At 42.7% G+C, this 26292-nt stretch carries 24 protein-coding genes; 18 read left to right on the plus strand and 6 right to left on the minus strand.

Features of this window, described 5'->3' with window-relative positions:
* Positions 1 to 31: 31 nt before the first annotated feature.
* Both LJ707_RS03710 and LJ707_RS03715 read right to left on the minus strand, forming a co-directional pair.
* Positions 32 to 469 carry an Rrf2 family transcriptional regulator gene (locus LJ707_RS03710; protein ID WP_228949391.1) on the minus strand — a complete coding sequence of 146 codons (438 nt, stop codon included), beginning with the start codon at positions 467 to 469 and terminating at the stop codon, positions 32 to 34.
* 88 nt (positions 470 to 557) lie between these two features.
* Positions 558 to 1382, minus strand: a complete 825-nt coding sequence (locus tag LJ707_RS03715) for an MOSC domain-containing protein (RefSeq protein ID WP_228949392.1) — start codon at positions 1380 to 1382, stop codon at positions 558 to 560.
* A gap of 84 nt (positions 1383 to 1466) precedes the next feature.
* Between LJ707_RS03715 and LJ707_RS03720 the strand changes: the two genes are divergently transcribed.
* Positions 1467 to 2138, plus strand: a complete 672-nt coding sequence (locus LJ707_RS03720) for an NAD-dependent epimerase/dehydratase family protein (protein ID WP_228949393.1) — start codon at positions 1467 to 1469, stop codon at positions 2136 to 2138.
* On the opposite strand, the gene LJ707_RS03725 is transcribed toward LJ707_RS03720, so the two are convergent.
* Together LJ707_RS03725 and LJ707_RS03730 are read right to left on the minus strand one after the other, a co-directional pair.
* The gene (locus tag LJ707_RS03725; RefSeq protein WP_228949394.1) at positions 2133 to 2516 is read right to left on the minus strand and encodes an acyl-CoA thioesterase; all 384 of its coding nucleotides are present in this window, start codon (positions 2514 to 2516) and stop codon (positions 2133 to 2135) included. The genes LJ707_RS03720 and LJ707_RS03725 overlap by 6 nt on opposite strands.
* 65 nt (positions 2517 to 2581) lie before the next feature.
* On the minus strand, positions 2582 to 4621 hold the full coding sequence (locus tag LJ707_RS03730) for an ATP-binding protein (protein WP_228949395.1): 2040 nt from the start codon (positions 4619 to 4621) through the stop codon (positions 2582 to 2584).
* 167 nt (positions 4622 to 4788) lie between these two features.
* Between LJ707_RS03730 and LJ707_RS03735 the strand changes: the two genes are divergently transcribed.
* The 3 genes from LJ707_RS03735 to cysM all read left to right on the plus strand — a co-directional run bounded on the left by LJ707_RS03735 (position 4789) and on the right by cysM (position 7108).
* The gene (locus LJ707_RS03735; RefSeq protein WP_228949397.1) at positions 4789 to 5307 is read left to right on the plus strand and encodes a DUF4269 domain-containing protein; all 519 of its coding nucleotides are present in this window, start codon (positions 4789 to 4791) and stop codon (positions 5305 to 5307) included.
* Between the two features lie 98 nt (positions 5308 to 5405).
* Positions 5406 to 6215: a serine O-acetyltransferase EpsC gene (gene epsC, locus LJ707_RS03740; protein WP_228949401.1), complete on the plus strand. Its 810-nt coding sequence runs from the start codon at positions 5406 to 5408 to the stop codon at positions 6213 to 6215.
* A gap of 8 nt (positions 6216 to 6223) precedes the next feature.
* Entirely contained in the window at positions 6224 to 7108 is an 885-nt protein-coding gene (cysM, locus tag LJ707_RS03745; RefSeq protein ID WP_228949402.1) for a cysteine synthase CysM, read from the plus strand.
* Here the strand turns inward: cysM and uxaC are convergent, their stop codons facing one another.
* Entirely contained in the window at positions 7109 to 8515 is a 1407-nt protein-coding gene (uxaC, locus tag LJ707_RS03750; protein ID WP_228949404.1) for a glucuronate isomerase, read from the minus strand. It lies immediately after the preceding gene.
* Between the two features lie 182 nt (positions 8516 to 8697).
* Here uxaC and LJ707_RS03755 point away from each other — a divergent pair, with 182 nt between their 5' ends.
* The 14 genes from LJ707_RS03755 (at position 8698) to LJ707_RS03820 (ending at position 25466) form a co-directional block, all read left to right on the plus strand.
* Entirely contained in the window at positions 8698 to 9351 is a 654-nt protein-coding gene (locus tag LJ707_RS03755) for an HAD family phosphatase (RefSeq protein WP_228949406.1), read from the plus strand.
* A 68-nt stretch (positions 9352 to 9419) separates the two neighbouring features.
* Positions 9420 to 10100: a metal-dependent hydrolase gene (locus LJ707_RS03760; RefSeq protein WP_228949408.1), complete on the plus strand. Its 681-nt coding sequence runs from the start codon at positions 9420 to 9422 to the stop codon at positions 10098 to 10100.
* A 121-nt stretch (positions 10101 to 10221) separates the two neighbouring features.
* Positions 10222 to 12081, plus strand: a complete 1860-nt coding sequence (locus LJ707_RS03765; RefSeq protein ID WP_228949409.1) for a mechanosensitive ion channel family protein — start codon at positions 10222 to 10224, stop codon at positions 12079 to 12081.
* Positions 12082 to 12153: 72 nt separating this feature from the next.
* Positions 12154 to 13140, plus strand: a complete 987-nt coding sequence (locus tag LJ707_RS03770) for a glycosyl hydrolase (RefSeq protein ID WP_228949411.1) — start codon at positions 12154 to 12156, stop codon at positions 13138 to 13140.
* A gap of 80 nt (positions 13141 to 13220) precedes the next feature.
* Positions 13221 to 13829: an RNA polymerase sigma factor gene (locus LJ707_RS03775; protein ID WP_228949413.1), complete on the plus strand. Its 609-nt coding sequence runs from the start codon at positions 13221 to 13223 to the stop codon at positions 13827 to 13829.
* A 72-nt stretch (positions 13830 to 13901) separates the two neighbouring features.
* On the plus strand, positions 13902 to 14861 hold the full coding sequence (locus LJ707_RS03780; RefSeq protein ID WP_228949414.1) for a FecR family protein: 960 nt from the start codon (positions 13902 to 13904) through the stop codon (positions 14859 to 14861).
* 123 nt (positions 14862 to 14984) lie between these two features.
* The gene (locus tag LJ707_RS03785; protein WP_228949415.1) at positions 14985 to 18524 is read left to right on the plus strand and encodes a TonB-dependent receptor; all 3540 of its coding nucleotides are present in this window, start codon (positions 14985 to 14987) and stop codon (positions 18522 to 18524) included.
* Between the two features lie 32 nt (positions 18525 to 18556).
* Entirely contained in the window at positions 18557 to 20347 is a 1791-nt protein-coding gene (locus LJ707_RS03790) for a RagB/SusD family nutrient uptake outer membrane protein (RefSeq protein WP_228949416.1), read from the plus strand.
* Between the two features lie 23 nt (positions 20348 to 20370).
* Entirely contained in the window at positions 20371 to 21210 is an 840-nt protein-coding gene (locus LJ707_RS03795; RefSeq protein WP_228949420.1) for an endonuclease/exonuclease/phosphatase family protein, read from the plus strand.
* A 211-nt stretch (positions 21211 to 21421) separates the two neighbouring features.
* A complete protein-coding gene (gene thrS, locus LJ707_RS03800; RefSeq protein ID WP_228949422.1) occupies positions 21422 to 23347 on the plus strand; it encodes a threonine--tRNA ligase in 1926 nt (641 codons plus the stop codon).
* Between the two features lies 1 nt (position 23348).
* The gene (gene infC, locus LJ707_RS03805; RefSeq protein ID WP_194100573.1) at positions 23349 to 23915 is read left to right on the plus strand and encodes a translation initiation factor IF-3; all 567 of its coding nucleotides are present in this window, start codon (positions 23349 to 23351) and stop codon (positions 23913 to 23915) included.
* Between the two features lie 134 nt (positions 23916 to 24049).
* Positions 24050 to 24250, plus strand: a complete 201-nt coding sequence (gene rpmI, locus LJ707_RS03810; RefSeq protein ID WP_173413919.1) for a 50S ribosomal protein L35 — start codon at positions 24050 to 24052, stop codon at positions 24248 to 24250.
* 76 nt (positions 24251 to 24326) lie between these two features.
* On the plus strand, positions 24327 to 24671 hold the full coding sequence (gene rplT / locus LJ707_RS03815) for a 50S ribosomal protein L20 (RefSeq protein ID WP_228949426.1): 345 nt from the start codon (positions 24327 to 24329) through the stop codon (positions 24669 to 24671).
* A 126-nt stretch (positions 24672 to 24797) separates the two neighbouring features.
* Positions 24798 to 25466: a helix-turn-helix transcriptional regulator gene (locus LJ707_RS03820; RefSeq protein ID WP_228949427.1), complete on the plus strand. Its 669-nt coding sequence runs from the start codon at positions 24798 to 24800 to the stop codon at positions 25464 to 25466.
* 52 nt (positions 25467 to 25518) lie between these two features.
* Here the strand turns inward: LJ707_RS03820 and LJ707_RS03825 are convergent, their stop codons facing one another.
* The gene (locus LJ707_RS03825) at positions 25519 to 26265 is read right to left on the minus strand and encodes an SRPBCC family protein (RefSeq protein ID WP_228949429.1); all 747 of its coding nucleotides are present in this window, start codon (positions 26263 to 26265) and stop codon (positions 25519 to 25521) included.
* Between the last annotated feature and the right edge of the window lie 27 nt (positions 26266 to 26292).

Raw genomic sequence — 26292 nt, forward strand, 5'->3', positions numbered from 1 at the left:
AATTACATTAGTATGAATTTTAAGCCCTATGCTATATATTGGTTATCAGGGTGTTTTCTCGCGCAATAATATCGGCTATGCTGGTTTCTGAGAGTATTTTGAGCGTAGCATCACGTACATCAACAAATACGCTGCGTATGCCGCAGGTGGTTTCCTGATGGCATTCATCGCATTTGTGATAAAAATTGAGGCTGGCGCAAGGCACCATAGCAATAGGGCCATCGGTTATACGCATGATGCTTACCAGGTAAATATCCTTCGGGTCCTTATTAAGGCTGTAACCGCCTCCTGCGCCTTTTTTACTGTATAAAAAACCGGCATTACGCAGGTCAAGCAGTATTTGTTCAAGGAATTTTTTTGGTATGCGTTCTTCCTCCGCGATCTTTGAGATCTGCATAGGTGGTTTGTCTGTGTTTTTACCCAGAACAACCAAAGCTTTAATAGCGTACTTTGTTTTTTTCGACAGCATCGTTTAAAGATACAATTCGCAAAGATATATGTTATATATAAAGAATACCTTTTTTATGGGGTAATAATTTACTTACAATATCTGCGCATCATACCATGAAGCGCTCTTCATTGTGCAGGCTGATGTTTGTTAATTGATCACCAACGGAGATAATTCCCGTACCTCTATGAATAACATTTTGCCCGAACAGTATCTTTTTGTCCTTACGGCGATAACCCGACAGGGTTTTCAACGGTTCCTTATTTTTCACACCGGTTTCCTGATCAATAGTGGTCATTACACAACGGGCGCAAAGTTTTACACCCTGAAAGCCGATATGGTTTATGGTAAAATCATTGATGATATCCTCAGCGTAAGGTTCGCCGCCGCTAAATACAATATTCGGCCTGAAGCGGTTCATGGGCAATGGTTCTTTTAAACGACTGTTAAGATCAATCAGTGACTGCTCACCAATCAATAAAAAGGGGTAGTCATCAGCAAAGGTGGTAATCTCTCCATGATGAGCATATCGCGGGTCAACCTTACGGCGGGTATCTTCGGGCATGTATACCATTTTACAAGGCATTTTTAGCACACGGCTAAACCAGGCATCTGCTTCATCACTCACCCTTACAGCCAGACAAGTGCTTTCCCAAATGGTCACATCAAATTTATCATCGGTATGCGGCTCAAACGGTATCACTATTGTATCGGCATCAGGCGTATGTGTAATTAGTAAACCTTCGGGCATAAGGGCTACTTTTAACAAAGCCATAACGGCATAATCACGCTGGGTCATAAAACGGTTATCACTATCAACAAGCAGCCATCGGCGATCGTACTTCAGGCCACGGTCGGTAACTTCCGCCTGTTGTAGCTCAATGCCTCCTAATGATTTTATGGGATAGATGTACAGTGCCGATACTTTGAGCATAGTGAAAACTTAATATGTAAAATTATTTAAAATCTTAACGTCGCCAAATCGTTTATATAAGTACACAACCTATAAAAAGTTTACATGAAAATAAAAGCCATAATTACAGGTGCAACCGGCATGGTAGGCGAGGGCGTTATGCACGAGTGCCTTAACAACCACCACGTTGAAGCCGTTTTGCTTATAAATCGACACCCATCCGGTGTGGTGCATCCAAAACTTAAAGAGCTCATTCATGCTGATCTTTCAGATATATCGGCCATTGCCGGCCAGCTTGGCGATTATAATGCCTGCTATTTTTGCGCGGGAGTAAGCTCTGTGGGTAAAGGGGAGGAGGAATATACCAGGCTTACCTACCACTTAACCATGGGTTTTGCCAAAGCACTTTCAGCCATAAACCCGGACATGGTATTTTGCTATGTATCAGGCGCCGGTACCGACAGTAGCGAAACCGGTAGTGTAATGTGGGCCCGCGTTAAAGGCCGCACCGAAAATGAATTGGCGAAGCTTCCCTTTAAAAAGGTTTACAACTTTAGGCCGGGCTTTATGAAACCCACACCAGGATTAAAAAATACGCTTAAACTATATAAATATATTGGCTGGCTTTTCCCGGTGATCAAAACATTTTGGCCAAATGCAACAAGCACGCTTAAAGAAGTGGGTGATGCCATGATAAACGTGACCACATTGGGCTACAATAAAACCATTATTGAGGTACCTGATGTTAAGCGATTGGCCTATCCGCCTGCTTTATAAAACCTTTACCGGGTTTTTATGCTCATCAATAGCCACAAAGGTAAATGTGCCGGTAATGGCTTTTTCGCGGTGCTCGTAATACATTTCTTCAATAAATATTTCAACCAATACTTTTAAGCTGGTATTACCTACATGAATAACCCTGGCAATAAGCTCAACAATGGTACCGGCAGGAATGGGTTTGTTAAAATCGATACGATCTGACGATACCGTTACCATACGTTTACGGCTAAAGCGGGTGGCAGCCATAAAAGCTGCTTCATCCATCATAAACATGGCATTACCGCCATGCAACGTATCGTAATGGTTTGTAGCACCCGGAAATATGGGCCTGAACATACGTGTTTCTGACTGTTGTATTCTATCTTCGATCTCCATGCGGCAAAAATAGCAATACCACGCTTTTTGAGCGTGGTATTGTACTTATTATTAATTAATGTGGCTTAATTGTTATTAACGGACGGCAATTCAAAGTAAAATGCTGAACCTACGCCCGGCTCGCTCTCAACACCTATTTCTCCCTCATGCCTGCTAATAATCTCGGCACAAAGGTACAGGCCGATACCAAACCCACTGATGGTTTGTGTTTGTTTATTGGTAACGCGATAAAAACGGTCAAACAGTTTTTGCCTGTCCTGCGGCTGTATACCGATGCCCTGATCTTTCACAGTAACCCGCACACGGCCGTTAACCTCGGCACACTCCACAATTATTGACGTGCCTTTAGGCGAATATTTGATAGCATTAGTAAGGAAATTATTTACTACCTGGCCAATTTTATCACGATCAGCTTCCACAAAAACCGGCGTACAACGGTTAAAAATTATAGGATGGCTACTGTTTATCAGTTTCATCTCATCCTCAACTTCATCAACCAGTTGCTCAATATCAAATTTCTGTTTTTCAAGATATATTTTGCCCGATTCAAGCCGCGATACGTTCAGGAAACCATTTATCAGCGAGGTCATTTTTTTAACCTGTGTACCTGCTTTGCCCAATGCCTGGGCGGTAAAGGTATCTTCAGCTTTTTGGGCTTTGGCAGTAAGCATCTGCAAATAGGCATTCAATGAGGTAAGCGGCGTTTTCAGCTCATGGCTTACCATGCCTATAAAATCATTTTTACGTATATCGTCCTCTTTGGCTTCGGTAATATCCAGCAACGTGCCCGAAAAGTACTTATTACCGTCAACCTTATCTTCATAAAGCTTACCCGTAGCTTTAACCCAGCGTAGTTGCTGGCTCCCCGGCGTACAAAGGCTGAATTCCTCTTCAAAAGGGGCAGCCTTGTTTATGGCGTTACGCATGGCTATTTTAACACGATCGCGGCAATCATCGCTAATCATGGCAAGGGCATCATTGTAAGTCATGTGCTCATCCTCACCATAACCAAAAAAGCCTTTCATCCTTATGGATGGTAAAAACTCATAAGTTTTGGCATCAATGTGCCATGTACCCAGTTTTGATGATTCAATAGCCAGGCGCAATTGTTCTTCAGCCTTTTCAAGCGCTTTACGGGCTAAAGCACGTTCTGTATTATCAATTACTGTAGCCAGTACCCGGTTAACCTTACCCTCAAGATCCCGTAATGGCTGGTAATGAAAATCAGCCAAGAACCGTCTTTCGCCATCAACAGGATGTTTGTAATAAACTTCAATTTCTTCCTTAACAACAATTTCACCGGTTTCAAGTACATGATTCCAAAGGCTTGGAAAAACCTGATCCTTCATCTCCGGAAATACCTCCAGCATGGGTTTGCCCAAAACCTGATCGGTCGTTCTGTTCCAAAAGTTGAGTATCGCCTGGTTTACAGATGTAATAATATGTTCAGGCCCTTGTAGTACTACCACCGGCGCGGCAAGAGAATTAAGAATCTGATCTACCTTTGATTTGCTGTAACGCAGATCCATTTGCGATTGCGCAAGCTCCTCAATGGTTGCGGTAAGCTCCTCATTAGTAGCCGATAATTCTTCGTTTGTGGCTAAATATTCCTCATTGATAGCGGTAAGCTCTTCGTTAGAAGCGGCAAGCTCCTCAAAAAGCTCCTGCTCGTGATCCTCTTTGTCAACAATAACTTTTCCCCGCCTTACCTCTTCGGTAACATCAGTGGCTGTATGTAAAATGCTATATACATCGCCGGTGTCGCTTTTAATGGCCCTGTATTCAAAATCAAAATAAAAGGTTTGCAGTTCACCATCAATCATCAGGGCGGCAGGCATACTTTCGGCCCTGTAGGTTGTACCTGTACGCCAAACCTGTTTAAGCAAATCAGTAAATGGCTGATCTTTTATTTCGGGCAGAGCCTCTTGAAACGTTTTACCTGTAACAGAACGATCCTTACCCCAAATTTGTAGCATGCCATCATTCACAAAACCTATATGCAAATCTTCGCTTACATATATTGCAGTAGCATGCACAGATGAGGAGAGCACCTGGATTAACAGGCTGTCATTAATATTTTTTGAGGCTAACGCCGAATTGTCCATTCCTGATAAAACGCTAAAAGATTATATACTTGCAATGTACCTGTGCTAAAAGGCAAATCGGTAATATTGTTATCACCAAAATTATATAAAACAAACATTAATCTATTCCTGATTATTGTAATAAAATTTATTTACAAGGATAATTATATAGTTATAACATAAACAGGATGCAGATGTTTGATACTATTGACTACCTTAGTACCGGAAATGAAAGACAAAAAAGCGCCTATGCTACATTGACCAAGTATGGTTTAATGAAGGCACTTTCAGGATACGACCCTATACTTACCGGCACCATACCTATTAACATAGCTATTGATAGCAGCGACCTTGACATTATTTGCTGTTATAAGGATGCTGAAGATTTTGTACTGATGTTAAAAAAATGCTTTGAACACCTGGAGGGTTTTGCCTGCCATTATAATAAAGCAGGGGAGCAGGTAACAGCCAACTTTATGTTAGATGGTTGGGAAATTGAAATATTTGGACAGCCAATACCCACACAACTGCAATACGCTTACAGGCACATGATAGTTGAATACAACTTGCTGAAACTCTATGGCGAAAAATTCAGACAGAGGATCATCGACCTTAAAAAAGACGGCCATAAAACTGAACCTGCCTTTGCCATCGCTTTGGGTTTGCAAGGCGACCCGTATCAGGCGTTATTAGCTTTAAATATTTAACGTTTAGCACATCAATAGCCTATTTGTTTTTTACATGACATTGGGTAAGTAACTAAAAACGTATTTTTGCCTTTACCGTCAAACGGAACCACCAATATATGAATGACGATTTTTACAAAATACTACTCAGTAAACCGAGGGCAAAACAGGTAATCCCTTCAAATGATATGATTGCAGGTTGGGCGCTAAAGGTTATTTATTTGCTGTACCCAGAGCACTCAACACTTGCGTTTGACTCCATTAGCGGGTTAAAAAAATATTCGGCCACATTGCGTGATGAGCTTACAACTATTTTAAGTACAGGCGGCCATGCCGACGCGGATACCGGAAAAATAGTGGCCGAGGAATTTTTTAATAATCTGCCATCATTATATGATACCCTTAATACCGATATACAGGCCATTTACGATGGCGACCCTGCAGCCAAAAGCGAATTTGAAGTTATACGTACCTATCCGGGCTTTTATGCCATATGCTTTTACCGCATAGCACATATACTGTATAATTTTGATATACCCTTTATCCCAAGGATATTAACTGAGCATGCCCATTCAAAAACAGGTATTGATATACACCCCGCCGCTGTAATAGGCGAGTACTTTCATATAGACCATGGTACAGGCATTGTTATTGGCGAAACCTGCGTTATAGGCAAGTATGTAAAACTTTACCAAGGCGTAACGCTCGGTGCATTAAGCGTTCGCAAGGGCTTGTCAGGCATAAAAAGACATCCTAATGTTGAGGATAGGGTGATCATCTATTCGGGTGCCACTATACTGGGCGGTAATACCGTAATAGGGCACGATAGCATTATTGGCGGCAATGCATGGCTCACCAACAGTGTTGCGCCGTATTCAACGGTTTATCATATCCCCAAGATCACCATACAAAAGGTTACACAAGAATAATTATTGAAATGGCATCAGTTACCGATTTTATAGGCAATACGCCACTGGTTAAACTGGCAAAGCTTAACCCTAACCCCAATGTTGAGGTATTTGCCAAATTAGAAGGCAATAACCCCGGCGGGAGTGTTAAGGACAGGGCGGCACTAAATATGATACGCAGCGCTATTGAGCGTGGTGATATTAATGAACGCACCAAACTGGTTGAAGCCACCAGCGGTAATACCGGCATTGCGCTTGCCATGATAGCCCGTTTATTTGACCTTGATATAGAGCTGGTTATGCCAGCTAATTCAACCCGTGAGCGTACACTTACCATGGAAGCCTACGGTGCCAAAGTTACTTTGCTTGAAAGTATTGAGGTTTGCCGTGATTATGCCGAAGAAAAAGGAGTAACCCCAGGCTATTTTCTGCTTAACCAGTTCGCCAATACCGATAACTATATGGCCCACTACAAAACTACCGGCCCTGAATTATGGCGTGACACAGCGGGTAAAATAACCCATTTTGTAAGCGCTATGGGTACTACCGGCACTATAATGGGCTGCTCTAAATATTTAAAAGAAAAAAACACGGATATACAAATTGTAGGTTGCCAGCCTACCGAAGGTTCATCCATACCCGGTATACGCCGCTGGCCCGAAGCTTATCTGCCTAAAATATTTAACCCTGCCAGTGTAGATCAAACTATAGATATTGACGAGGCCGAAGCCGTTGCCATGACCCGCCAATTAGCCAAAGTTGAAGGCATTTTTGCCGGCATGAGCAGCGGAGGCGCTTGTACGGCGGCTATTAACCTGGCTAAGACACTGCAAAGCGGTACCATCGTATTCATAGCCTGCGACCGCGGCGATCGCTACCTGAGCAGCGGCCTGTTTGGCGATGTGGCAAAATAATTAATAACCAAAATTAAAATAATTGCGGGCATTGTGATAGCATATATCACTGATGATCTTGCCCGTCCATTCTATATCAGCGGGCAATTCGCCGCGCTCTATATCCTCACCAAAAAGGTTGCATAATACGCGCCTGAAATATTCGTGCCGCGGATAGGAGAGAAAGCTGCGCGAATCGGTAAGCATCCCTATCATACGGCTGATGAGGCCGATGTTTGAAAGGGAATTTAGCTGTTTTGTGATGCCATCCTTTTGATCAAGAAACCACCATGCCGAGCCGAACTGCATTTTACCCGCTATTTCGCCATCATTAAAACAGCCTGTTACAGATGCTATAACCTCATTATCCGCCGGGTTAAGGTTATATACAATAGTTTTGGCAAGCGCGTTTTCGGCATTCAGCTTGTCTAAAAAACGGGCGAGCGCTGTTGCCTGGCTAAAATCTCCTATGCCATCCCAACCGGTATTAGCACCAAGATAGTGCATGCCTTTGCTGTTGATGTTACGCATGGCCCCCAGGTGTAGTTGCTGTGCCCAGCCTTTTTCATGGTTCCACCGGGCTATCTTAAATAATAAAGCCGATCTGAACTGGCTTGCTTCAACCACGGTTATTGTGTTACCGGCTCGTATCTTACCAAAAACAATGTTAATGGCCGCTTCGGTATAATCATCAGCATACACATGATCAATACCATGATCAGACAGTACACAGCCATGTGCAGCAAAATAATCATGACGTAATTTTAAAGCCGTAAGGTAATTATCATAAGTACTTATATCAATATCAGTAACAGCGGCAAGCTTATCTATGTAAGCGTTAAGTGCTTTAAGATTTGTGGTATTCATGGCCTCATCGGGCCTGAAGGTGGGGTAAACCTTTGTTTCAAAAGTTGAACTTTGGAGTTGTTGGTGATAGTGCAGATCATCAACAGGATCATCGGTAGTGCAAATAACCTCCACATTCATCCTGCTGATAAGCGCCCGTGTACTAAAGTTGGGCTGTTGCAGCATGGCTGAACACTTATCGTAAATAGTTTTTGCTGTAGCAGGAGAGAGAATATCGCTCACTCCAAAATATTTTTGAAGCTCAAGGTGGCTCCAGTGATATAAGGGATTACGTAAGGTATACGGAATGGTGGCTGCCCATTTTTCAAATTTCTCATAATCGCTGCTGCGGCCGGTTATATAATCTTCGTTAACACCATTGGTCCGCATGGCCCGCCATTTATAATGGTCGCCTTTGAGCCATATATCTGTCAGGTTAGTAAAGATTTTGTTCTCTGCTATTTCAACCGGGGGCAAATGGCAATGGTAATCAATTATCGGAAGATTAGCGGCATATTCAAAATACAGCCTGCGGGCAGTATTATTAGTGAGCAAAAAGTTATCGTTTAAAAAGCTTTGCACGGCTACAGTTTTTTGATGCGATATTAACAAGTTTACAGCCATAACGTTGCACTGCACCACATGAAAACTACGCAAACGTTACCGAAACCACCAATTGTCAGCATAAAATAAATGTTAAAACTTGTATTGGTTCATTCAACACCTTTGGTTTACCTTAGCGCGGTACTACAGCTAAATATGCAATGAAAGCGATAATATTTGATTTGAACGGCACCATGATTAATGATATGTGGTACCATACCTTAGCCTGGGAAGAGATACTGAACACCGACCTGGGCGGTAACTTTACCCGCGAACAGGTTAAGCAAAACATGTATGGAAAAAACCACGAGTTGCTGGTGCGCATGTTTGGCGAAGGCCGTTTTACAACCGAGGAGATGGACAAACTTTCCCTCGAAAAAGAAAAGCGCTATCAAAAAGCATTTTTACCTGAATTAAAACTGCTGCCCGGCTTGCAGGTATTTTTAGAAAAGGCGTATGCAAAAGGCGTAGTAATGGCTATAGGTTCGGCGGCTATACCTTTTAACATTGATTTTGTGCTTGATGGTTTAAACATACGTAAGTACATACCGGTGGTTGTTAGCGCTGACGATGTAAGCATCAGCAAACCTCACCCCGAAACATTTTTAAAGGCAGCGCAACTTTTGAACGTTGAACCGAAGGATTGCCTGGTATTTGAAGATGTACCTAAAGGGGCGGAGGCCGCGGCAAATGCAGGCATGAAAACGGTTATACTAACCACTACACATCAAGTTGAAGAATTTAGCTACCTGGATAACATACTGCATTTTGCGCCTGATTTTACCGATCCGTATATTAACGGGTTGATTGAATAATTAATCGTAACAAAAATCTAACGCTCCTGTTAAACATTCAGTAACGTAATCTAAATAAACATTTTAATATGGAATTTACCTATTATGGCCACTCCTGCTTTTCCGTTAACATAGGCGGTAAGCATATTTTATTCGACCCGTTCATTACACCCAATGAATTGGCAAAAGCAATTGATGTGAATACCGTACCGGCTGACTACATTTTTGTATCGCACGGACATTATGATCATATGAATGATACCGAAACAATTGCTAACCGTACCGGTGCAAAGGTTATTGCCAGCTTTGAGGTGCACAGTTGGTTCAATAACAACGGCGTTGCCAACACACATCCGCTAAATCCGGGTGGGCAACTGGCGCTTGATTTTGGCAAGGTTAAATGCTTTACTGCCGTGCATTCAAGCAGTATGCCTGATGGCAGCTATGGTGGTGTGGCCACCGGGTTTGCTATAAAAAGCAACGAAGGCAACTTTTACTACAGCGGCGATACAGCCTTAACACTGGATATGCAACTGGTACCACGCTGGGCGGAGCTAAACTATGCTGTACTACCAATAGGCGACGACCTTACCATGGGTATTGACGACGCTATTGAAGCCGCTAAAATGGTAGGCGTAAAAACCGTTATTGGGGTACATTACAATACATTCGGCTTTATCATGATTGATACCGAAGATGCCAAACAGCGTTTTGAGCAAGCGGGCATTACCCTGCTTTTACCGGCCATTGGCGAAACCATTACGGTTTAAACAGTAACTAATTTTTTCGGATATAAGAGCTGCCTGATAGGGCGGCTCTTTATTTTTAACGCGTGTTTGACCGAACAAAATTTCCAGGTTAACCATTGTTATAAATTAGTTAACATTGTATATGGCCAAATATTCACCTCTTTTGTTGCTGTTGTTTTTTACGATAACTCTTGCTGCCGCACAGCCAGCGGATACAGTTTTAATTAAAAATGATACCATACATAATGATAAGGTTAATAACCAACTCAACAGTGTAAAGCAATTATCTGCAGAAAGGGTGGCGGATTCTTTAAAACGGAATGAGCTTGAATTAAAAGTAGCGCGACTTTCCGGTAATGATGATGAACGCCTTGGATTAGTAAAACAGCTTAATGCCTTAAAGCAAAAAGATTCCTTACGCATAATCAGGCAAAAGCAACAGGTTGATTCGCTCAGAAGGTATGTAAAGGGCTTTGCGGTACAACCATTTCGTGATACCTTATTTTCTATATATTTAAAACAGGGGAGCTTTACCGCTAAAGACCGCGCCGAAGCCGTGCAACACAGGTTGATACTGCTTGCCGACAATTACCGATTTAGTGCTGATTCCTTAAAAATTAGTGAAGCGGAGCAAACTACCGATATTGTTTATGGAGATGAACTGATCATGTCGGTTTCAGACATGGATGCCCTTTGGCAAAATACATCAAGATCAAAACTTGCTCAAAAGCTGCGTGCTACAATCGGCCATGCTGTAGTTATTAATCGTGATGAAACAAGTATTCAAACTCTGGTGAAAGAGGGTTTACTGGCCTTACTGGTTATTGCCGTGCTAAGTTTGCTCATCTATTTTATAAACCGGCTGTTCAGGTGGTTTACAGGTAAACTGGCATTGAATGAGCGGGTATCAAAAAAAGGTGTACACATACGCAACTATCAGTTACTTACACCGGCCAGGCAACTCGGGTTAATTAATACAGCAATCGGCCTTGTACGCTGGGTTGTTATATTGATAACAGTATATTTTGCGCTTACTATATTGTTCAGCATCTTTCCGTTTACCCGCGACATATCAGCAGCCTTGCTTGGTTACATACTTAGTCCGTTACGCAAAATTGGAGAAGCTATATGGAATTACATACCTAACCTGATAACGATTATTATCCTTGTAGTAGTATTCAGATACGTTTTAAGATTTTTCAATTTTATAAAGCTTGAAATAGAGCGCGGTCAATTAACTATTCCGGGTTTTTATGCTGACTGGGCAAATCCAACTTATCAAATCATCCGTGTTTTGGTTTTGGCATTCATGATTGTGGTTATATTTCCATACCTGCCGGGTAACGAGTCGCCTATATTTAAAGGGGTATCGGTATTTGTGGGTGTACTCTTTACTTTCGGATCAGCAGGCGCGTTAGGTAATGTTGTTGCGGGTTTGGTACTTACCTATATGCGTGCCTTTAAAATTGGCGACAGGGTAAAAATAGGAGAGGTAACCGGTGATATTATTGAGAAAAATTTACTGGTAACCCGCATTCGTACTATTCAAAATGAAATAATATCTATTCCTAATTCTACTGTAATGAGCAATCATACAGTAAACTACAGTAGCGACGCTACCCATAAGGGATTGATAGTGCATACTACTGTTACCTGCGGATATGATGTTGCATGGCGGGAGGTACACAAATTATTGATCGAAGCCGCGTCACGAACACCGTTACTCGAAAAGGAGCCCTTGCCGTATGTATTTCAAACCAGCCTTGATGATTTTTATGTAAGCTACAGGATTAATGCCTTCACAAAATCTCCAAATAAACAAGCCTTGATCTATTCTGATCTGCATGCTAACATTCAGGATGTATTTAATGAAGCCGGAATAGAATTAATGTCGCCAAGATATAATGCTGTGCGCGATGGCAATACAACCGCAATTCCTGCCGAATACTTGCCTAAAGATTATCAGCCGGGCGGTATCAGGATTAAAAAAGATGATTTATAATTACATAGTATTATATTTTTACAATACTTATTCTATAAAGTATAATTTTAGCATTTTGCATTTAACGGATAGATGATAAAAAAAAGTCATACCAAAAAATTGCTGATTATCTGTGTATTAACAGCCATGTGCAGCTTATCGTTCGCGCAATCGCCTGTAAAGCTGTCAAACAAAAAAGCATCCCGTGAAGCCAGGGCACTTTACAGTTACCTGCTGGATATCAACGGCAAAAAAACATTGTCCGGCCAGATGGATGTAAAATGGGGCGAGGACGAGCTAAAATATTTGCAGGAGGTTACCGGCAAACAACCGGCCATACGTGGTATGGATTTTATTGATAGTGCCGAAAACGAGAACGAAATAACCCATGCTATTGAATGGTGGCGGGAGGGCGGTATCCCGACTATTATGTGGCATTGGGGTGCTCCAACAACGGGGCAGGGGTATGATAATTCAAAAAAGGAGATTGACATTGAAAAATGCTTTGAGGAAGGTACACCCGAAAATATAGCTATGTGGGCAGAATTGAAAGAAAAGGCCCGCCTGCTAAAAAAACTCAAAAATGCTAAAGTGCCGGTACTGTGGCGACCTTTTCATGAAATGAATGGCACCTGGTTTTGGTGGGGCAAGCAGGGCCCGGAGCAATTTAAAAAGCTGTGGATAACCATGTACAATTATTTTGTTAAGGAAGAAAAACTTAACAATTTAATATGGGTATTAGGATATACCTCAAAACCTGATGCGGCATGGTACCCCGGTGATGAATATGTTGATATTACAGGTGCTGATGATTATGGCGATGATAGCCCGCATAAAACAATGTACGAGCAAACCAAACAGATCAGCAGCCGGAGTATACCAATCGCTTACCATGAATGCGGCATACCGCCCGATCCGGATAAATGCCTGGCTGAGGGTGTTGTTTGGTCGTGGTGGATGGAATGGCACACCGGGCATTTAACAGCACTTGACAAAGAGTATTTGAAACGGGTTTATAATCACGACCTTATTATAACACTTGATGAAGTGCCCAACATCATGAAAAAGTATGGCAAATAACTGCCTTTTAAAGCAAGTGTAACTTATACACAATCAGTAAAACTTAACATTGCCTTTACCTTGCAAATGTACATTTGGACATGCGTACAGGTACCCATGTTTATAGTGAAACAGAGTTATTGCAACTGCTGAAACTTGGCAACACATCCGCCTTTGACCGTATTTATGATCTGTATTGGAAAAGCCTCTATTTATCAGCCCTCAGCAGGATTAATGATGAGGACGCCGCCAAAGATATTGTACAAAATGTTTTTATTGATATATGGCAAAAGCATAATGCCCTTGAAATTAACAGTACGCTAAAGCAATACCTTCACGGCGCTGTAAAAATGAAAGTGCTGCATCACTATCGTACCGAAAATATTAAACAACAGGTACTTGATAACGCTTTAGAGCGCATAACCCAGCTATTACATTCAAACCAGAATCTGTCGGCCTACTTTGATCTTGAACGCATAGTTAGCGAGGAGGTTGAAGGGATGCCGGTAAACATGAAGAATAGCTTTTTACTCCGTAGCGACAGCTACTCAGTGAAAGAAATAGCAAGCAGCCTTAACCTGGCCGAGCAAACGGTATCAAACAATATTACCGAAGCGCTTAAACGTTTAAAGAAACGCATTAGGGTAGAATATCCTGAACGCTACATCGGCTGCGTTAGCCTGATCATGATGCTGTTTACAAAAAGTTAACCTAACCTTCACCTAAAATTGAGGTAGTAAAGCGGTAGTTGTGCAACTTGATAATAAAAGCACAAATACTGAATGACACCAGCCGAATTAAAAGATCTGTTTAACCGATACATCAACGGTGATGTTACCGATGATGAGAAACAACTGGTTGACGACTGGTATGCATCGTACAGTGATAACTACGCCGAATTTAATACTGTCGGCGACGAGCAACTAAAAACTGAGATATACGCCGGCATAAAAGATAGCATACATAAACCTGCTGCTAAAGTGCGTAGTATAAAGTTTATCCGGTATGCGGCCGCTGTTACCATATTATTAGTTTCAGTCACCATATTCACACGTAAAAAAAGTATCCCTCTAAACTTAATAAGCGAAAGCCGTGAAAGCTTTACCTCAATTAAAACCCAAACCGGCGAGGTAAAAAAAATCAGTTTGCCCGATGGATCATCAGTATGGCTTAATGCTAAAAGCGAGATACGTATCAGCGATCATTTCCAGAACAAACAGCAACGTTATGTTTACCTTGACGAGGGGGAAGCCTTTTTTGAAGTTACCAAAAATCCACAGAGGCCATTCCTGGTAAAAACACCGCATGTTACTACGCGTGTACTGGGTACATCATTCAACGTTAGGGCGTACACAAACTTAAAGCAAGCCAGCGTAACGGTACGTACCGGCAAGGTGCAGGTAAACGCTGATAAAAAACTATTGGCTACGCTTACACCAAACATGCAGGTAAAGTATGATCCGGCTAAAGCAGAAGCAACGGTAAGCCTGGCAGATGCCGGCGCTGCAACATCATGGACAGAGGGCAGGCTGGTATTTACCAAAGCAACCTTTAATGAGCTGGCATTTGCTATGGCCAATACATACGGCATAAAATTAATAAGCAAAAATAAGGCTGCAACAAACTATCGCTACAATATCCATATCAATACATCGCGCACGCTTGATGAAACACTGCGCATTATTTGCTCAGTACATCAAAACCATTACAGGAGGAATAACAATGAGGTAATTATTTACTGACAGAACAATATAAAAAGGCCGGAACTGAAGCAGTACCGGCCGGTGCTTGCATAGCTGACAGATTGAGCCCTAACAGCTTTGCCCTTAGATTATTATTTAAAATTCACTAAAGCAATCAAATGTATGAAAAAAAACTTACGACGCTTAAACAAAGCTATGCGTATTACTTTTCTGATTTACACCGCATTGATAACCTGCTCGGGAGTGCTAAGCGCCTCACCGTCAGCCGGACAGATATTTGAAAAGCGTATCAGCGTTTCGTTAAAAAATGAAACCCTTGCCGCGTCATTAAAAAAGGTTGAACAAGCCGGAAAGGTAGATTTTGCCTACGATCCGCAAATGGTCGATCTGAACAATATTAAAATCAAGAACCGTGATTTTAGTAACGAACGGCTTTATAACGTACTTAAAAAGCTATTGAGCAACACGCCTATAGGCTTTAAAGAAGAAGTGCAGGGTACCATTACCCTGTATAAAAAGCAGGAAAAGCCAATGGCCTCACCAGGCAAGATATCCGGCAGGGTGGTTGATGAAAAAGGCGAGCCTTTACCGGGTGCTACCATTACGCTTGTTGAAGCTAATAAAGGTGTACAGGCACAGGTTGACGGTTCTTTTACTATTGATGCTGAAGAAGGTGTTTATACCGTTGTGATAAGCTTTATTTCATACGAGTCAAAACGTATACCGGGCATTCGTATAAAAGGGGGCGAAACCACTACACTTAATACTATTGCGCTTACTGGGCAAACAGGTACTTTGAACGAGGTACTGGTAGTAGGTTATGGCACGCAAAAAAAGGAGAACCTTACCGGCTCGGTAGATCAGGTTACCTCTAAAGTATTGGAGAACCGCTCGCTGCCAAACCTGGCCCAGGGCTTGCAGGGTACTATCCCTAACCTTAACATAGTACCGCTTGATGGTAAACCCATACAATCCCCAACATTTAACATCAGGGGTATTACATCAATTGGTCAGGGTGGTAACGCGCTGGTTTTAGTTGATGGTGTTGAAGGCGACCCAAGCCGCATTAACCCCGCCGATGTTGCCAGTGTATCAGTATTGAAAGATGCATCATCAGCCGCTATATATGGTGCCCGCGGTGCTTTTGGTGTGGTGCTTATCACTACCAAAAACCCATCGAAAGATAAAACCAGCATTACTTACTCGTTCAACCAGTCATTAAAAAGCCCAACCACGGTACCTGAATTTGTTACCGATGGCTACACTTTTGCAAAAATGTTTAATGATGCCTGGAGTGCCTGGAATGATTATTCGCAAACGCCTCAGAACATCAACAAGACGGTGAAATTTTCACAAGCTTATTTAGCTGAGCTTGAAAAACGCAATAACGACCCATCCCTGCCAACTACTATAGTAAACGCTGCCGGCGAATATGAATACTATGGTGATACCGATTGGTACAAGTTGCTTTATAAAGATCATAACAGCGCTCGTGAGCATAATCTTTCTGTTTCAGGCAACAGCGGTAAAGCTGATTTCCTGATCACCGGCCGTTATTTCTCTCAGGATGGCTTGTTCCGTTATAACAGTGATGATTATAACATATACAACCTGCGGGCAAAGGGCTCATTACAGGTGTATCCGTGGTTAACCATCAGCAACAATGCCGATTACTCGAACATGAAATACCACAACCCTCTTAACGTAGGCGAGGGCGGCAGTATATGGCGTAACATAGCCGATGAGGGGCATACCATGGTGCCAATGTTTAATCCTGATGGTACCTTAACATTTTCTGCTGCTTATTCAGTAGGCGATTTGTATTACGGCAAAAATGGTATCGATCTGGATAACCGCGTATTTCGCAACACAACCAGCTTCAATGCGCATTTTTTTGATAATGTATTCCGCGTAAAGGGCGATTTTACTTTCCAGAATACTGATAATAACCAGGATCGTAAACGTGTGCAGGTGCCTTACAGCCGTAAACCGGGGGTTATTGAATATGTGGGCACAGCTTATAACGATCTGCAAAAGCTTGATCAAACAACACAATATATAGCTACCAACGTATACGGTGAGTATGAGCCTAAGTTAAAAGGTGGCCATTACTTTAAAGCCCTGGCCGGTTTTAACTATGAGCAATCAACCTTTGAGCGCCTGGAAGCTGTACGTAACGGTTTAGTGTTTGAAGATGCTACCGATATTAACCTGGCACTCGGCCAATCTATCACTACCGCGGGCGGATGGGAGCGTTGGGCTATCGTAGGTGGTTTTTATAGGTTGAATTACTCGTATAAGGAAAGATACCTGATCGAAGCTAACGGTCGTTATGATGGTTCATCAAAATTCCCGGCAAACCAGCGTTATGCTTTCTTCCCGTCGGTGTCAGGTGGCTGGAGGGTGTCAGAAGAGCCTTTCTTCAACGTATCAAAAAACCTGATCAGCAATTTAAAGCTTCGTGGTTCATATGGTTCATTGGGTAATGGTAGCATTGCCTCATACGCTTTTCAGGAAACTTTTGGCATTTCACGTTCAGGCCGTATCATCAATGGTGTTTTACCACAGCGTACCAGCATACCTGTTGTGTTGCCTGATGGCCTTACCTGGGAAACCTCACGTACTAAAAACCTTGGTTTAGACCTTGGAATGCTGAATGACAGGCTGAACATAAGTGCTGACGCATATATACGCGACACTAAAAATATGTATACCGTTGGCCCAACATTGCCGGCTGTTTTTGGTGCTGATCCGCCAAAAGGTAATTATGCCGATCTGCAAACAAAGGGTTGGGAAATAACCGTTAACTGGCATGATCGTTTTGACCTGGGTAGCAAACCGTTTAACTATGGTGTAAGGCTTACCCTGTCAGACTACCTGGCCAAGGTTACCCAGTACAACAACATTGATAAAAGGCTGAGCGACTACTACACCGGCCAAACCCTTGGTGAAATATGGGGCTATACTACTTTAGGCTATTTTACCTCTGCTGAAGATATTGCGAATTCGCCAAAGCAAATACTTACCAAGGCATCAACCACCGGCCAGCTATTGCCGGGCGACATCAAATTTGCCGACCTTGATGGTAATGGTGTGATTGATTACGGCGCGCAAACAGCCAACAATCCGGGCGACCGCAGGGTGATAGGTAACTCAACCCCACGTTATACTTATGGCATCGGTTTAAATGCCGACTGGAATAACTTTTCGTTCTCAGCTTTCTTGCAAGGTGTAGGTAAACGCGATTGGTACCCCGGTTCAGAAGCCAGCGTTTTCTGGGGGCAATATAACAGGCCTTACAACAAAATTCCGGTATCTATGATAGGTAATATCTGGTCAGAAGATAACCCGGATGCTTACTTCCCTCGCTATCGCGGATACTCGGCGCAAAACGGTTCGGGCGAATTAACCCAGGCTCAAACCAAATATCTGCAAAACGCGGCATATTTGCGCCTCAAAAACATTCAGTTAGGTTACAATTTACCATTGCAGCTTATACAAAAAATTAAGCTGAGCAACCTGCGTGTATTCGTTTCAGGAGAGAACCTGTTAACATGGTCGCCATTGTATAAGGTCACTAAAGATATTGACCCGGAGAGCATCAATGGTTCTGACAGGGTTCTTACCGATGGTGGTAGTGGTAACGGTAACAATTACCCTATACTCAAGAGTGTAACCCTTGGCGTAACAGCAACCTTTTAATTAATAACACAAACAATTTAATCAGCTTAAATATGTTTTCAATAAAATTTAAATATACTAAGTTACTGCTGGCCATAACCATAGCAGGCCTTATAGCTACAGGCTGTAAAAAGCTTGACCAGGAGCCAAAGTCTGCTGCTACAAATGCTGCTGTATTTGGCAGTGTTAACGGCTTGCAGTTATACGCTAACTCTTTTTACGAAAACCTGCCAGATGCCGGCGCTTTGGTACGTGGCGATGCCATGGCTGATTACGCTGCCCGCACATCGGTACCTGATTTTTTGAGGCCCGGTGCTTACAGCGCTCAGCAAAGTACAGGCTGGAGCTGGGGAGCCTTGCGTAACATCAATTATTTTTTAGCTAATAATGTAAGGCCAACTGTAGCCGAAGATCAGCGTAAGCACTTTAACGGCCTTGCCCGATTTTTTAGGGCATGGTTTTATTTTGACAAGCTTAAACGCTTTGGTGATGTGCCATGGATAAACACGCCAATGAGTGTGGATGATCCTAAATTGTACGGCGGCCGCGATTCACGCACGCTTGTGGTTGATTCTATTATAGCCGACCTGGACTATGCCGCGCAAAACATCACTACAACCACTGATGCATCGCGTACGCAAATAACCAAGAATATAGTTTATGCTTTTAAATCGCGCGTATGCCTGTTTGAAGGTACATTCCGTAAATATCATACTGAATATGATCTGGCATCATCAGCCAGCGGTTTATTACAGCAGGCCGCTGATGCCGCCAAAGTGATAATGGATGCTAACGCGTTCAGTATAAACACAGCCGGTGGTACCGATAAGGCTTACCGCCAACTATTTACCAGTACTACCCCCGTTACTAACGAAGTAATGCTGGCCGCTGTTGTTGACCCTGCTTTAGGTGTGTTTAATGATGCCAACTGGTACTGGACAAGCGCAACCTACGGCGACCGCCTGAGCCTAATACGTACCTTTGTTAATACTTATTTGAATGTTGACGGTACGCCGTTCACTAACAAAGCAGGTTACAAAACCATGCCCTTTGTTGAAGAAGTTAAAGGCCGCGACCTCCGCTTACAGCAAACCATACGCATGGGTAATTATACCCGCTTAAATGGCGCCACACAGCAAGCAGCCCCACCGGTATTTTCATACACCTATACAGGTTATCAGCCTATAAAGCTTACACAGGATGATGCCTCAATGGATGGCGGATCACGCAATACCAACTCTATACCATCAATACGTTATGCCGAGGTATTACTGAATTACGCTGAAGCCAAAGCCGAGTTAGGTACACTTACCGATGCCGATTGGAACGTTACCATTGGCGCATTGCGCCGCCGTGCCGGTATTACAGGCAATACAGCAACCAAAGCAACCCTTGTTGATACGTATTTGCAAAGCAACTACTTCCCGGCTATTACTGATGCTTCACTTTTAGAGATCAGGCGCGAACGCGGCATTGAACTGGTGTTTGAGGGCTTCCGTTTTTACGACATCGTTCGCTGGAAACGAGGTCCGCTAATGGATCAAACCTGGAATGGCTTTTACGTGCCCGAGCTTAATACACCGCTTGACCTGAATGGCGATGGTGTACTTGATGTAGCTTTTTACCGTACAATGCCTGCCAACCCGGTAGCCGGTGTAACTTATGTAAGCGTTGCCGAGAACCTTTCAACCGGTTCAGTAAATCCTCAGCGCCTTAATAATGATAATGAACTTACCTGGCTCACAAATGTGCAACGCCAGTGGAATGATAAATACTATCTTTACCCGATACCTGAGTCAGACAGGCTGATCAACCCAAAACTGGGTCAAAACCCTGGCTGGTAATACTAATTATAACACATAGCACTATGAAAATTAAACACTTATTTGTTTCGGCGCTGCTTTTAATGGCAAGCGGTGCAACGCAGGCACAGCACCTTATAGCTGGCTCGTTCAACTTACGCTTTGATAATTCAGGAGATACCGGTAACCTTTGGGTTAACCGTGCACCGGTAGCCGCGGCGCTGATACGCTTTCATGATTTTGACGTATTGGGTACACAGGAGGGCCGCGAAAATCAGCTTCAGGACCTTAGTAAAGCCCTGCCTGAATATGAACGTTATGGCCTTGGCCGTGATGATGGTAAAGAAGGAGGGGAGCATTCAGCCATCTTCTTTAAAAAAGATCGTTTCCAGGTTTTAAAGAAAGGCGATTTCTGGCTGTCAGAAACACCAGACAAGCCGGGTTTAGGCTGGGATGCCACCTGCTGTAACCGTATATGCTCATGGGTTTACCTGCTTGATAAGCAAAGCAAAAAGAAGTTCTACTTCTTTAATGCACACTTTGATCATCAGGGAAAGGTTGCCCGCGAGGAGAGCAGCAAGCTGATCCTGAAAAAGATAAAAGAGATTGCAGGCAACGAGAAAGCCATTTTTACCGGCGACTTAAACGGCGACCATGAAAGCACCTGGTACCAGCGCCTGGCTACCTCGGGTTACTTAAAGGATACGTATTCACTGGCCAAACATCCATATATCTTTAATGCCTCTTTCAACAACTTCGGCAAAGCGCTTGACAAGGATGGTATCATCGACCATATTTTTACTACAGGCACCGCTGACGTTAAACGCTGGGGTATATTAACTGATAGCTACCGCGGCAAATTCCCGTCAGACCATTTCCCGGTACTGGCCGAGTTTACATTTTAATTGTTTCGTTTCTGATTTTTTTTCAAGGCCTCCTCAAAAGGGAGGCTTTGTTGTTAAGCCGTAATTTTATTTTCAACACATAGGTGAGCTAATAAATTAATTATATTTTTGCTGCATAACATACAGGTCGCGTTAGTAGGCGATCTTTTTTAAAAACATATTTTATAAACTGGCCGTATCAATTTATGAAAAGGCCGAATCATAGTTGTAGATGATTAATATTACACTCCCTGATGGTTCCGTTCGTCAGTACGACAAAGGGATCACTTCCATGCAGATCGCGCAGTCGATCTCCGAAGGTTTAGCACGAAACGTATTAGCGGCCGAAGTAAATGGCCAGGTTTGGGATGCCAGTCGGCCTATTGAGGAAGATAGCAGCATTAAATTATTAACCTGGAATGATGCCAACGGTAAATCAACCTTCTGGCATTCATCAGCCCACTTAATGGCCGAGGCACTTGAAGCGTTATATCCGGGTACAAAATTCGGTATCGGCCCGGCTATTGAAACCGGCTTTTACTATGATGTTGACTTTGGCGACCGCGAATTTTCATCCGAAGAATTTAAAAAGATAGAAGACAAGATAATCGAGCTGGCCAAGGCAAAGTCGGAATACATACGCAAGCCTGTTAGCAAAGCCGATGCTATTGAATATTTTACCGAGAAAGGGGATGAGTACAAGCTCGACCTGATCAAGGATCTGCCTGATGGCGCTATCACTTTTTATACCCAAGGTAACTTTACTGACCTTTGCCGTGGGCCGCATATACCGAATACCGGTTTTGTAAAAGCGGTTAAACTGATGAGTGTTGCCGGTGCCTACTGGCGTGGCGATGAAAGCCGAAAGCAGCTTACACGCATCTACGGTGTAACTTTTACCAAGCAAAGCGAGCTTACTGAATATTTACACATGCTTGAGGAAGCCAAAAAGCGCGATCACCGTAAGCTGGGTAAAGAACTGGAGCTGTTTACATTCTCCGAAAAAGTGGGCATGGGTTTACCATTATGGTTACCTAAAGGTACCGCCCTGCGCGAACGCCTGACCAATTTTTTGCAAAAAGCGCAAACCAAAGCCGGTTACGAGCAGGTTATTACCCCTCACATAGGCCATAAAAACCTGTATGTAACATCAGGTCACTATGAAAAGTATGGTGCTGATTCATTCCAGCCGATAAAAACGCCGCAGGAAGGAGAGGAGTTCTTGCTAAAACCAATGAACTGCCCGCATCATTGCGAGATATATAAATCAAAACCACGTTCGTATAAGGATCTTCCGGTACGCTACGCGGAGTTTGGTACCGTTTACCGTTATGAGCAAAGCGGTGAGCTGCATGGCTTAACCCGCGTACGTGGCTTTACTCAGGATGATGCTCACCTGTTTTGCCGCCCGGACCAGGTTAAGGAAGAATTCAAGAAAGTAATTGACCTGGTACTATACGTATTCGGCGCGCTTGGATTTGAGGACTACACAGCACAAGTATCACTACGCGATCCGGAAAATAAAACCAAATACATTGGTACCGATGAAAATTGGGCGCTTGCCGAATCTGCCATTAAAGAAGCGGCTGAAGAGAAAGGCCTGAAAACCGTTGTTGAGCTTGGCGAAGCGGCATTTTATGGCCCTAAGCTCGACTTTATGGTGAAAGATGCGCTTGGCCGTAAATGGCAATTGGGCACTATTCAGGTTGATTATAACCTGCCTGAACGTTTTGAGCTGGAATATACCGGCAGCGATAACCAAAAGCATCGCCCAGTGATGATCCACCGTGCACCATTTGGTTCAATGGAACGCTTTGTGGCTGTGCTGATTGAACATTGTGCGGGTAACTTCCCGTTGTGGCTTTCACCGGAGCAATATATAATTCTTCCTATATCTGAAAAATATGAAGAATATGCAAAAAAACTTTCGGATGTGTTAAAAGATTCCGATATTTGCGGGCTAATTGACTTCAGAGATGAAAAGATCGGTAGAAAAATACGCGATGCTGAAGTTAAAAAGATCCCCTATATGCTGATAGTTGGCGAAAAAGAAGCTGCTGAGAATGTAGTTTCCATTCGTAAACATGGTCAAGGTGACCTGGGAAGTATGAGCGTAGAGGAGTTTATAAAACAGATAACTAAAGAAATAACAGTATAACTTGGCTTTAAACAGACCGTTCAACAGAGGACCAAGGCCCCCTTTCAAGAAAAAAGAGGCCGAACATAACATCAATCAATTCATCAAGGCACCAGAGGTTCGTCTTGTTGGTGATAATGTGGAAACAGGCGTGTATTCACTACGTGACGCACTTGCCATTGCCAACGAGCAGGAGCTCGACCTTGTTGAAATATCGCCTAACGCTAATCCGCCTGTTTGTAAGGTAACAGACTATAATAAGTTTATCTACGAGCAGAAGAAAAAGCTGAAGGAGATAAAAAGCAACGCCAAACAAACCGTTATCAAGGAGATCCGTTTCGGCCCTAATACTGATGACCATGACTTTGAGTTTAAATTGAAGCATGCTATCAAGTTCCTGGAATCGAACGAGAAGGTACGCGCTTATGTGCACTTTAAAGGCCGTTCAATTGTTTACAAAGAGCAGGGTGAAATACTTTTGCTGAAATTTGCACAGGCGCTTGAAGAGGTAGGTAAGGTAGAGCAATTACCTAAGCTTGAAGGTAAACGTATGTTTTTGACCGTTGCTCCAAAAGGCGCTAAAAAATAGTGATTTTTTAAGGTGCAGATGCGTTGATATGCAGATGTGCAAATAATGAAAAATAAATTCGGAATTGAATATTCGATATTCGAAAATAAAAATAAAACGTTGCGAAAACGTCTAAACACAAACAAATAAGAGTTATGCCAAAAATGAAAACCAATTCCAGTGCCAAAAAGCGTTTTAAGCTTACTGGAACAGGTAAAATTGCAAGAAAAAACGCATACAAAAGCCACATCTTAACCAAGATGTCAACAAAACGTAAGCGTAACTTAGGTCACACCAGCTTAGTGTCTGATGCTGACATGGGTAACGTAAAACGTATGCTTTGTATCGGTAAGTAATTAATTAAATTTTAACCAGGTATTAGAGTATTAAAGTTCGCGCTTATGCGGCACTCACTACCAAAAACAACAACACATGCCACGTTCAGTAAACGCAGTAGCTTCGAGAAGAAGGCGTAAAAAAATCATGAACCTCGCCAAAGGTTATTGGGGTTCACGCAGCAAGGTTTACACCATTGCTAAAAACACAGTAGAAAAAGGTTTACAGTATGCTTACCGCGACCGTAAAACCAAAAAAAGAGAGTTCAGGGCTTTATGGATACAGCGTATTAACGCAGGTGCCCGTGAGCACGGAATTTCATATTCGCAATTAATGGGCAAATTAGCCGCTAAAGAGATCGGTTTAAACCGTAAGGTATTAGCTGATTTGGCTATGAACAACCCTGATGCATTCAAAGCAATTATTGACGCAGTAAAATAGTTCTGTTTAGCAACGTTTGTAAATAAAAACGCCCGGTAGTAAAATACCGGGCGTTTTTATTTACAAACTTTTTTACATTTAAAATTTAATTTACATATTCAGGAAAATTTAATTACCCCTGATTAAATGGAGCTAACCAAGCCTATCACTGATAAGATCAATGATTTTGCACCCTATGCGGAAATGATGCCGGGTGTAACCATTATACACCACATTACCGATTTTTCTGTAATATACATGTGCTCCAAAGGGCAAAAACTGCTGGGCGTTACCGTACAGCAACTGCGTGAAATGGGCACAGAATACTATCCGCGTTATTTCAATATGGAGTATATGCAGGGCCTGCTGCCTAAAATGGAGGCTTTGTTGCGTGATAATAAGAAAAATGAAAGCTTTAGCTACTTTCAGCAGGTAAAGTTTGCCGAGAAGAATGAATGGACCTGGCATATAACCTCAACCGGTATATTTATGTGGGATGATGAAGGCAAGCCTTTGTTAACCATAACCGTAGCGCTGCCTATTGAAAACATGAAAGAAGTTGAGCCAAAAGCCGAACGCTTGCTTCATGAAAATATCTTCCTGAAAAATAATGCCGAACGCTTTTCATCATTAAGTAAACGTGAGGTTGGTATATTAAAAATGGTAGCCAAGGGTAAAAGCTCACCCGATATAGCCGAAGAATTGTTTATCTCGGCAGAAACTGTGCAAACACATCGCCGGAATATTAAACAAAAGCTTGGAATATCCAGCAGCTTTGAGTTTACGGAGTATGCCCGTGCTTTTAATCTTATATAAAAACGGGGCAAATTGCTTTTAGCAATTGCCCCGTTTTAGTTATTTATTAAAGTTAAGAAGCAGCTATCGGCGTATCATTAGCTGATAGTTCACGGGTATCGTTATCAATATCCATATACTGCTTAAAGTTTTGCACGTCGGCATTAACCATACTTTTAAAAACAGGGTTAAGTACATGCGCTATGCTTGCGCCAAAACCACCTGCCGGTGGGTGGTAAGTGATCACTACATCTATCAAAGTCCCCCCGTTCTCGGCATCCCTGAAACGTACTTTACCGGCGTTGTCAATTATTGAACCCGGTAACGAACTCCAGCCGATCATGTAACCCGGCTCGTCCTTCACTATCTCGGCGTCCCAGCTTACTTTGGCTACATTGGCCGGTAACTTTAATTCCCAGTGCGAGCGGTTATTATCCAATATCTGCACGCTTTCCAGGTGTTTCATAAACAGGGGGAGATTATCCAGTTGCCTCCAAAATTCATAAACCTGATGGCGCGGCTTATCAACCACAAAAGATGAACGTATATTAACATTAACCTCATCATCAGTAGTGGTTTTACCCATGCGGCTGTATAATTCACAATGGCCGGTAAAACCGCGTGATAGCAGGTAACCACCCGCGCCAAGTTTAATAATGCTTGAAAACGGACTTTTAAAAAGGTTTTTAAATCCGGAGATACCCAGTTTAACACCTGATGCGATGGATATATAACGCTCGGGCCAGGTTAAATTTATTGACTCAGCCTCCGGGGCGGTGCCTTGATAGCGATTAGCTAACTGTAATACTGCGTTTGACATAATTATTTATGTTTTTAAGTAGATACT

Source organism: Mucilaginibacter sp. UR6-1, from assembly GCF_020880975.1.
Classification (GTDB): domain Bacteria; phylum Bacteroidota; class Bacteroidia; order Sphingobacteriales; family Sphingobacteriaceae; genus Mucilaginibacter.

What these genes read in the sequence shown, in the direction of transcription:
- LJ707_RS03785 (WP_228949415.1), top strand. Translation starts at nt 14,985, where the DNA reads ATGAAAAAAAACTTACGACGCTTAAACAAAGCTATGCGTATTACTTTT.
- LJ707_RS03775 (WP_228949413.1), top strand. Translation starts at nt 13,221, where the DNA reads ATGCGTACAGGTACCCATGTTTATAGTGAAACAGAGTTATTGCAACTG.
- LJ707_RS03820 (WP_228949427.1), top strand. Translation starts at nt 24,798, where the DNA reads ATGGAGCTAACCAAGCCTATCACTGATAAGATCAATGATTTTGCACCC.
- LJ707_RS03755 (WP_228949406.1), top strand. Translation starts at nt 8,698, where the DNA reads ATGAAAGCGATAATATTTGATTTGAACGGCACCATGATTAATGATATG.
- LJ707_RS03770 (WP_228949411.1), top strand. Translation starts at nt 12,154, where the DNA reads ATGATAAAAAAAAGTCATACCAAAAAATTGCTGATTATCTGTGTATTA.
- epsC (WP_228949401.1), top strand. Translation starts at nt 5,406, where the DNA reads ATGAATGACGATTTTTACAAAATACTACTCAGTAAACCGAGGGCAAAA.
- LJ707_RS03760 (WP_228949408.1), top strand. Translation starts at nt 9,420, where the DNA reads ATGGAATTTACCTATTATGGCCACTCCTGCTTTTCCGTTAACATAGGC.
- rplT (WP_228949426.1), top strand. Translation starts at nt 24,327, where the DNA reads ATGCCACGTTCAGTAAACGCAGTAGCTTCGAGAAGAAGGCGTAAAAAA.
- LJ707_RS03710 (WP_228949391.1), bottom strand. Translation starts at nt 469, where the DNA reads ATGCTGTCGAAAAAAACAAAGTACGCTATTAAAGCTTTGGTTGTTCTG.
- rpmI (WP_173413919.1), top strand. Translation starts at nt 24,050, where the DNA reads ATGCCAAAAATGAAAACCAATTCCAGTGCCAAAAAGCGTTTTAAGCTT.
- LJ707_RS03735 (WP_228949397.1), top strand. Translation starts at nt 4,789, where the DNA reads ATGCAGATGTTTGATACTATTGACTACCTTAGTACCGGAAATGAAAGA.
- LJ707_RS03725 (WP_228949394.1), bottom strand. Translation starts at nt 2,516, where the DNA reads ATGGAGATCGAAGATAGAATACAACAGTCAGAAACACGTATGTTCAGG.
- LJ707_RS03780 (WP_228949414.1), top strand. Translation starts at nt 13,902, where the DNA reads ATGACACCAGCCGAATTAAAAGATCTGTTTAACCGATACATCAACGGT.
- LJ707_RS03795 (WP_228949420.1), top strand. Translation starts at nt 20,371, where the DNA reads ATGAAAATTAAACACTTATTTGTTTCGGCGCTGCTTTTAATGGCAAGC.
- LJ707_RS03765 (WP_228949409.1), top strand. Translation starts at nt 10,222, where the DNA reads ATGGCCAAATATTCACCTCTTTTGTTGCTGTTGTTTTTTACGATAACT.
- LJ707_RS03730 (WP_228949395.1), bottom strand. Translation starts at nt 4,621, where the DNA reads ATGGACAATTCGGCGTTAGCCTCAAAAAATATTAATGACAGCCTGTTA.
- LJ707_RS03715 (WP_228949392.1), bottom strand. Translation starts at nt 1,382, where the DNA reads ATGCTCAAAGTATCGGCACTGTACATCTATCCCATAAAATCATTAGGA.
- LJ707_RS03720 (WP_228949393.1), top strand. Translation starts at nt 1,467, where the DNA reads ATGAAAATAAAAGCCATAATTACAGGTGCAACCGGCATGGTAGGCGAG.
- thrS (WP_228949422.1), top strand. Translation starts at nt 21,422, where the DNA reads ATGATTAATATTACACTCCCTGATGGTTCCGTTCGTCAGTACGACAAA.
- LJ707_RS03790 (WP_228949416.1), top strand. Translation starts at nt 18,557, where the DNA reads ATGTTTTCAATAAAATTTAAATATACTAAGTTACTGCTGGCCATAACC.
- cysM (WP_228949402.1), top strand. Translation starts at nt 6,224, where the DNA reads ATGGCATCAGTTACCGATTTTATAGGCAATACGCCACTGGTTAAACTG.
- LJ707_RS03825 (WP_228949429.1), bottom strand. Translation starts at nt 26,265, where the DNA reads ATGTCAAACGCAGTATTACAGTTAGCTAATCGCTATCAAGGCACCGCC.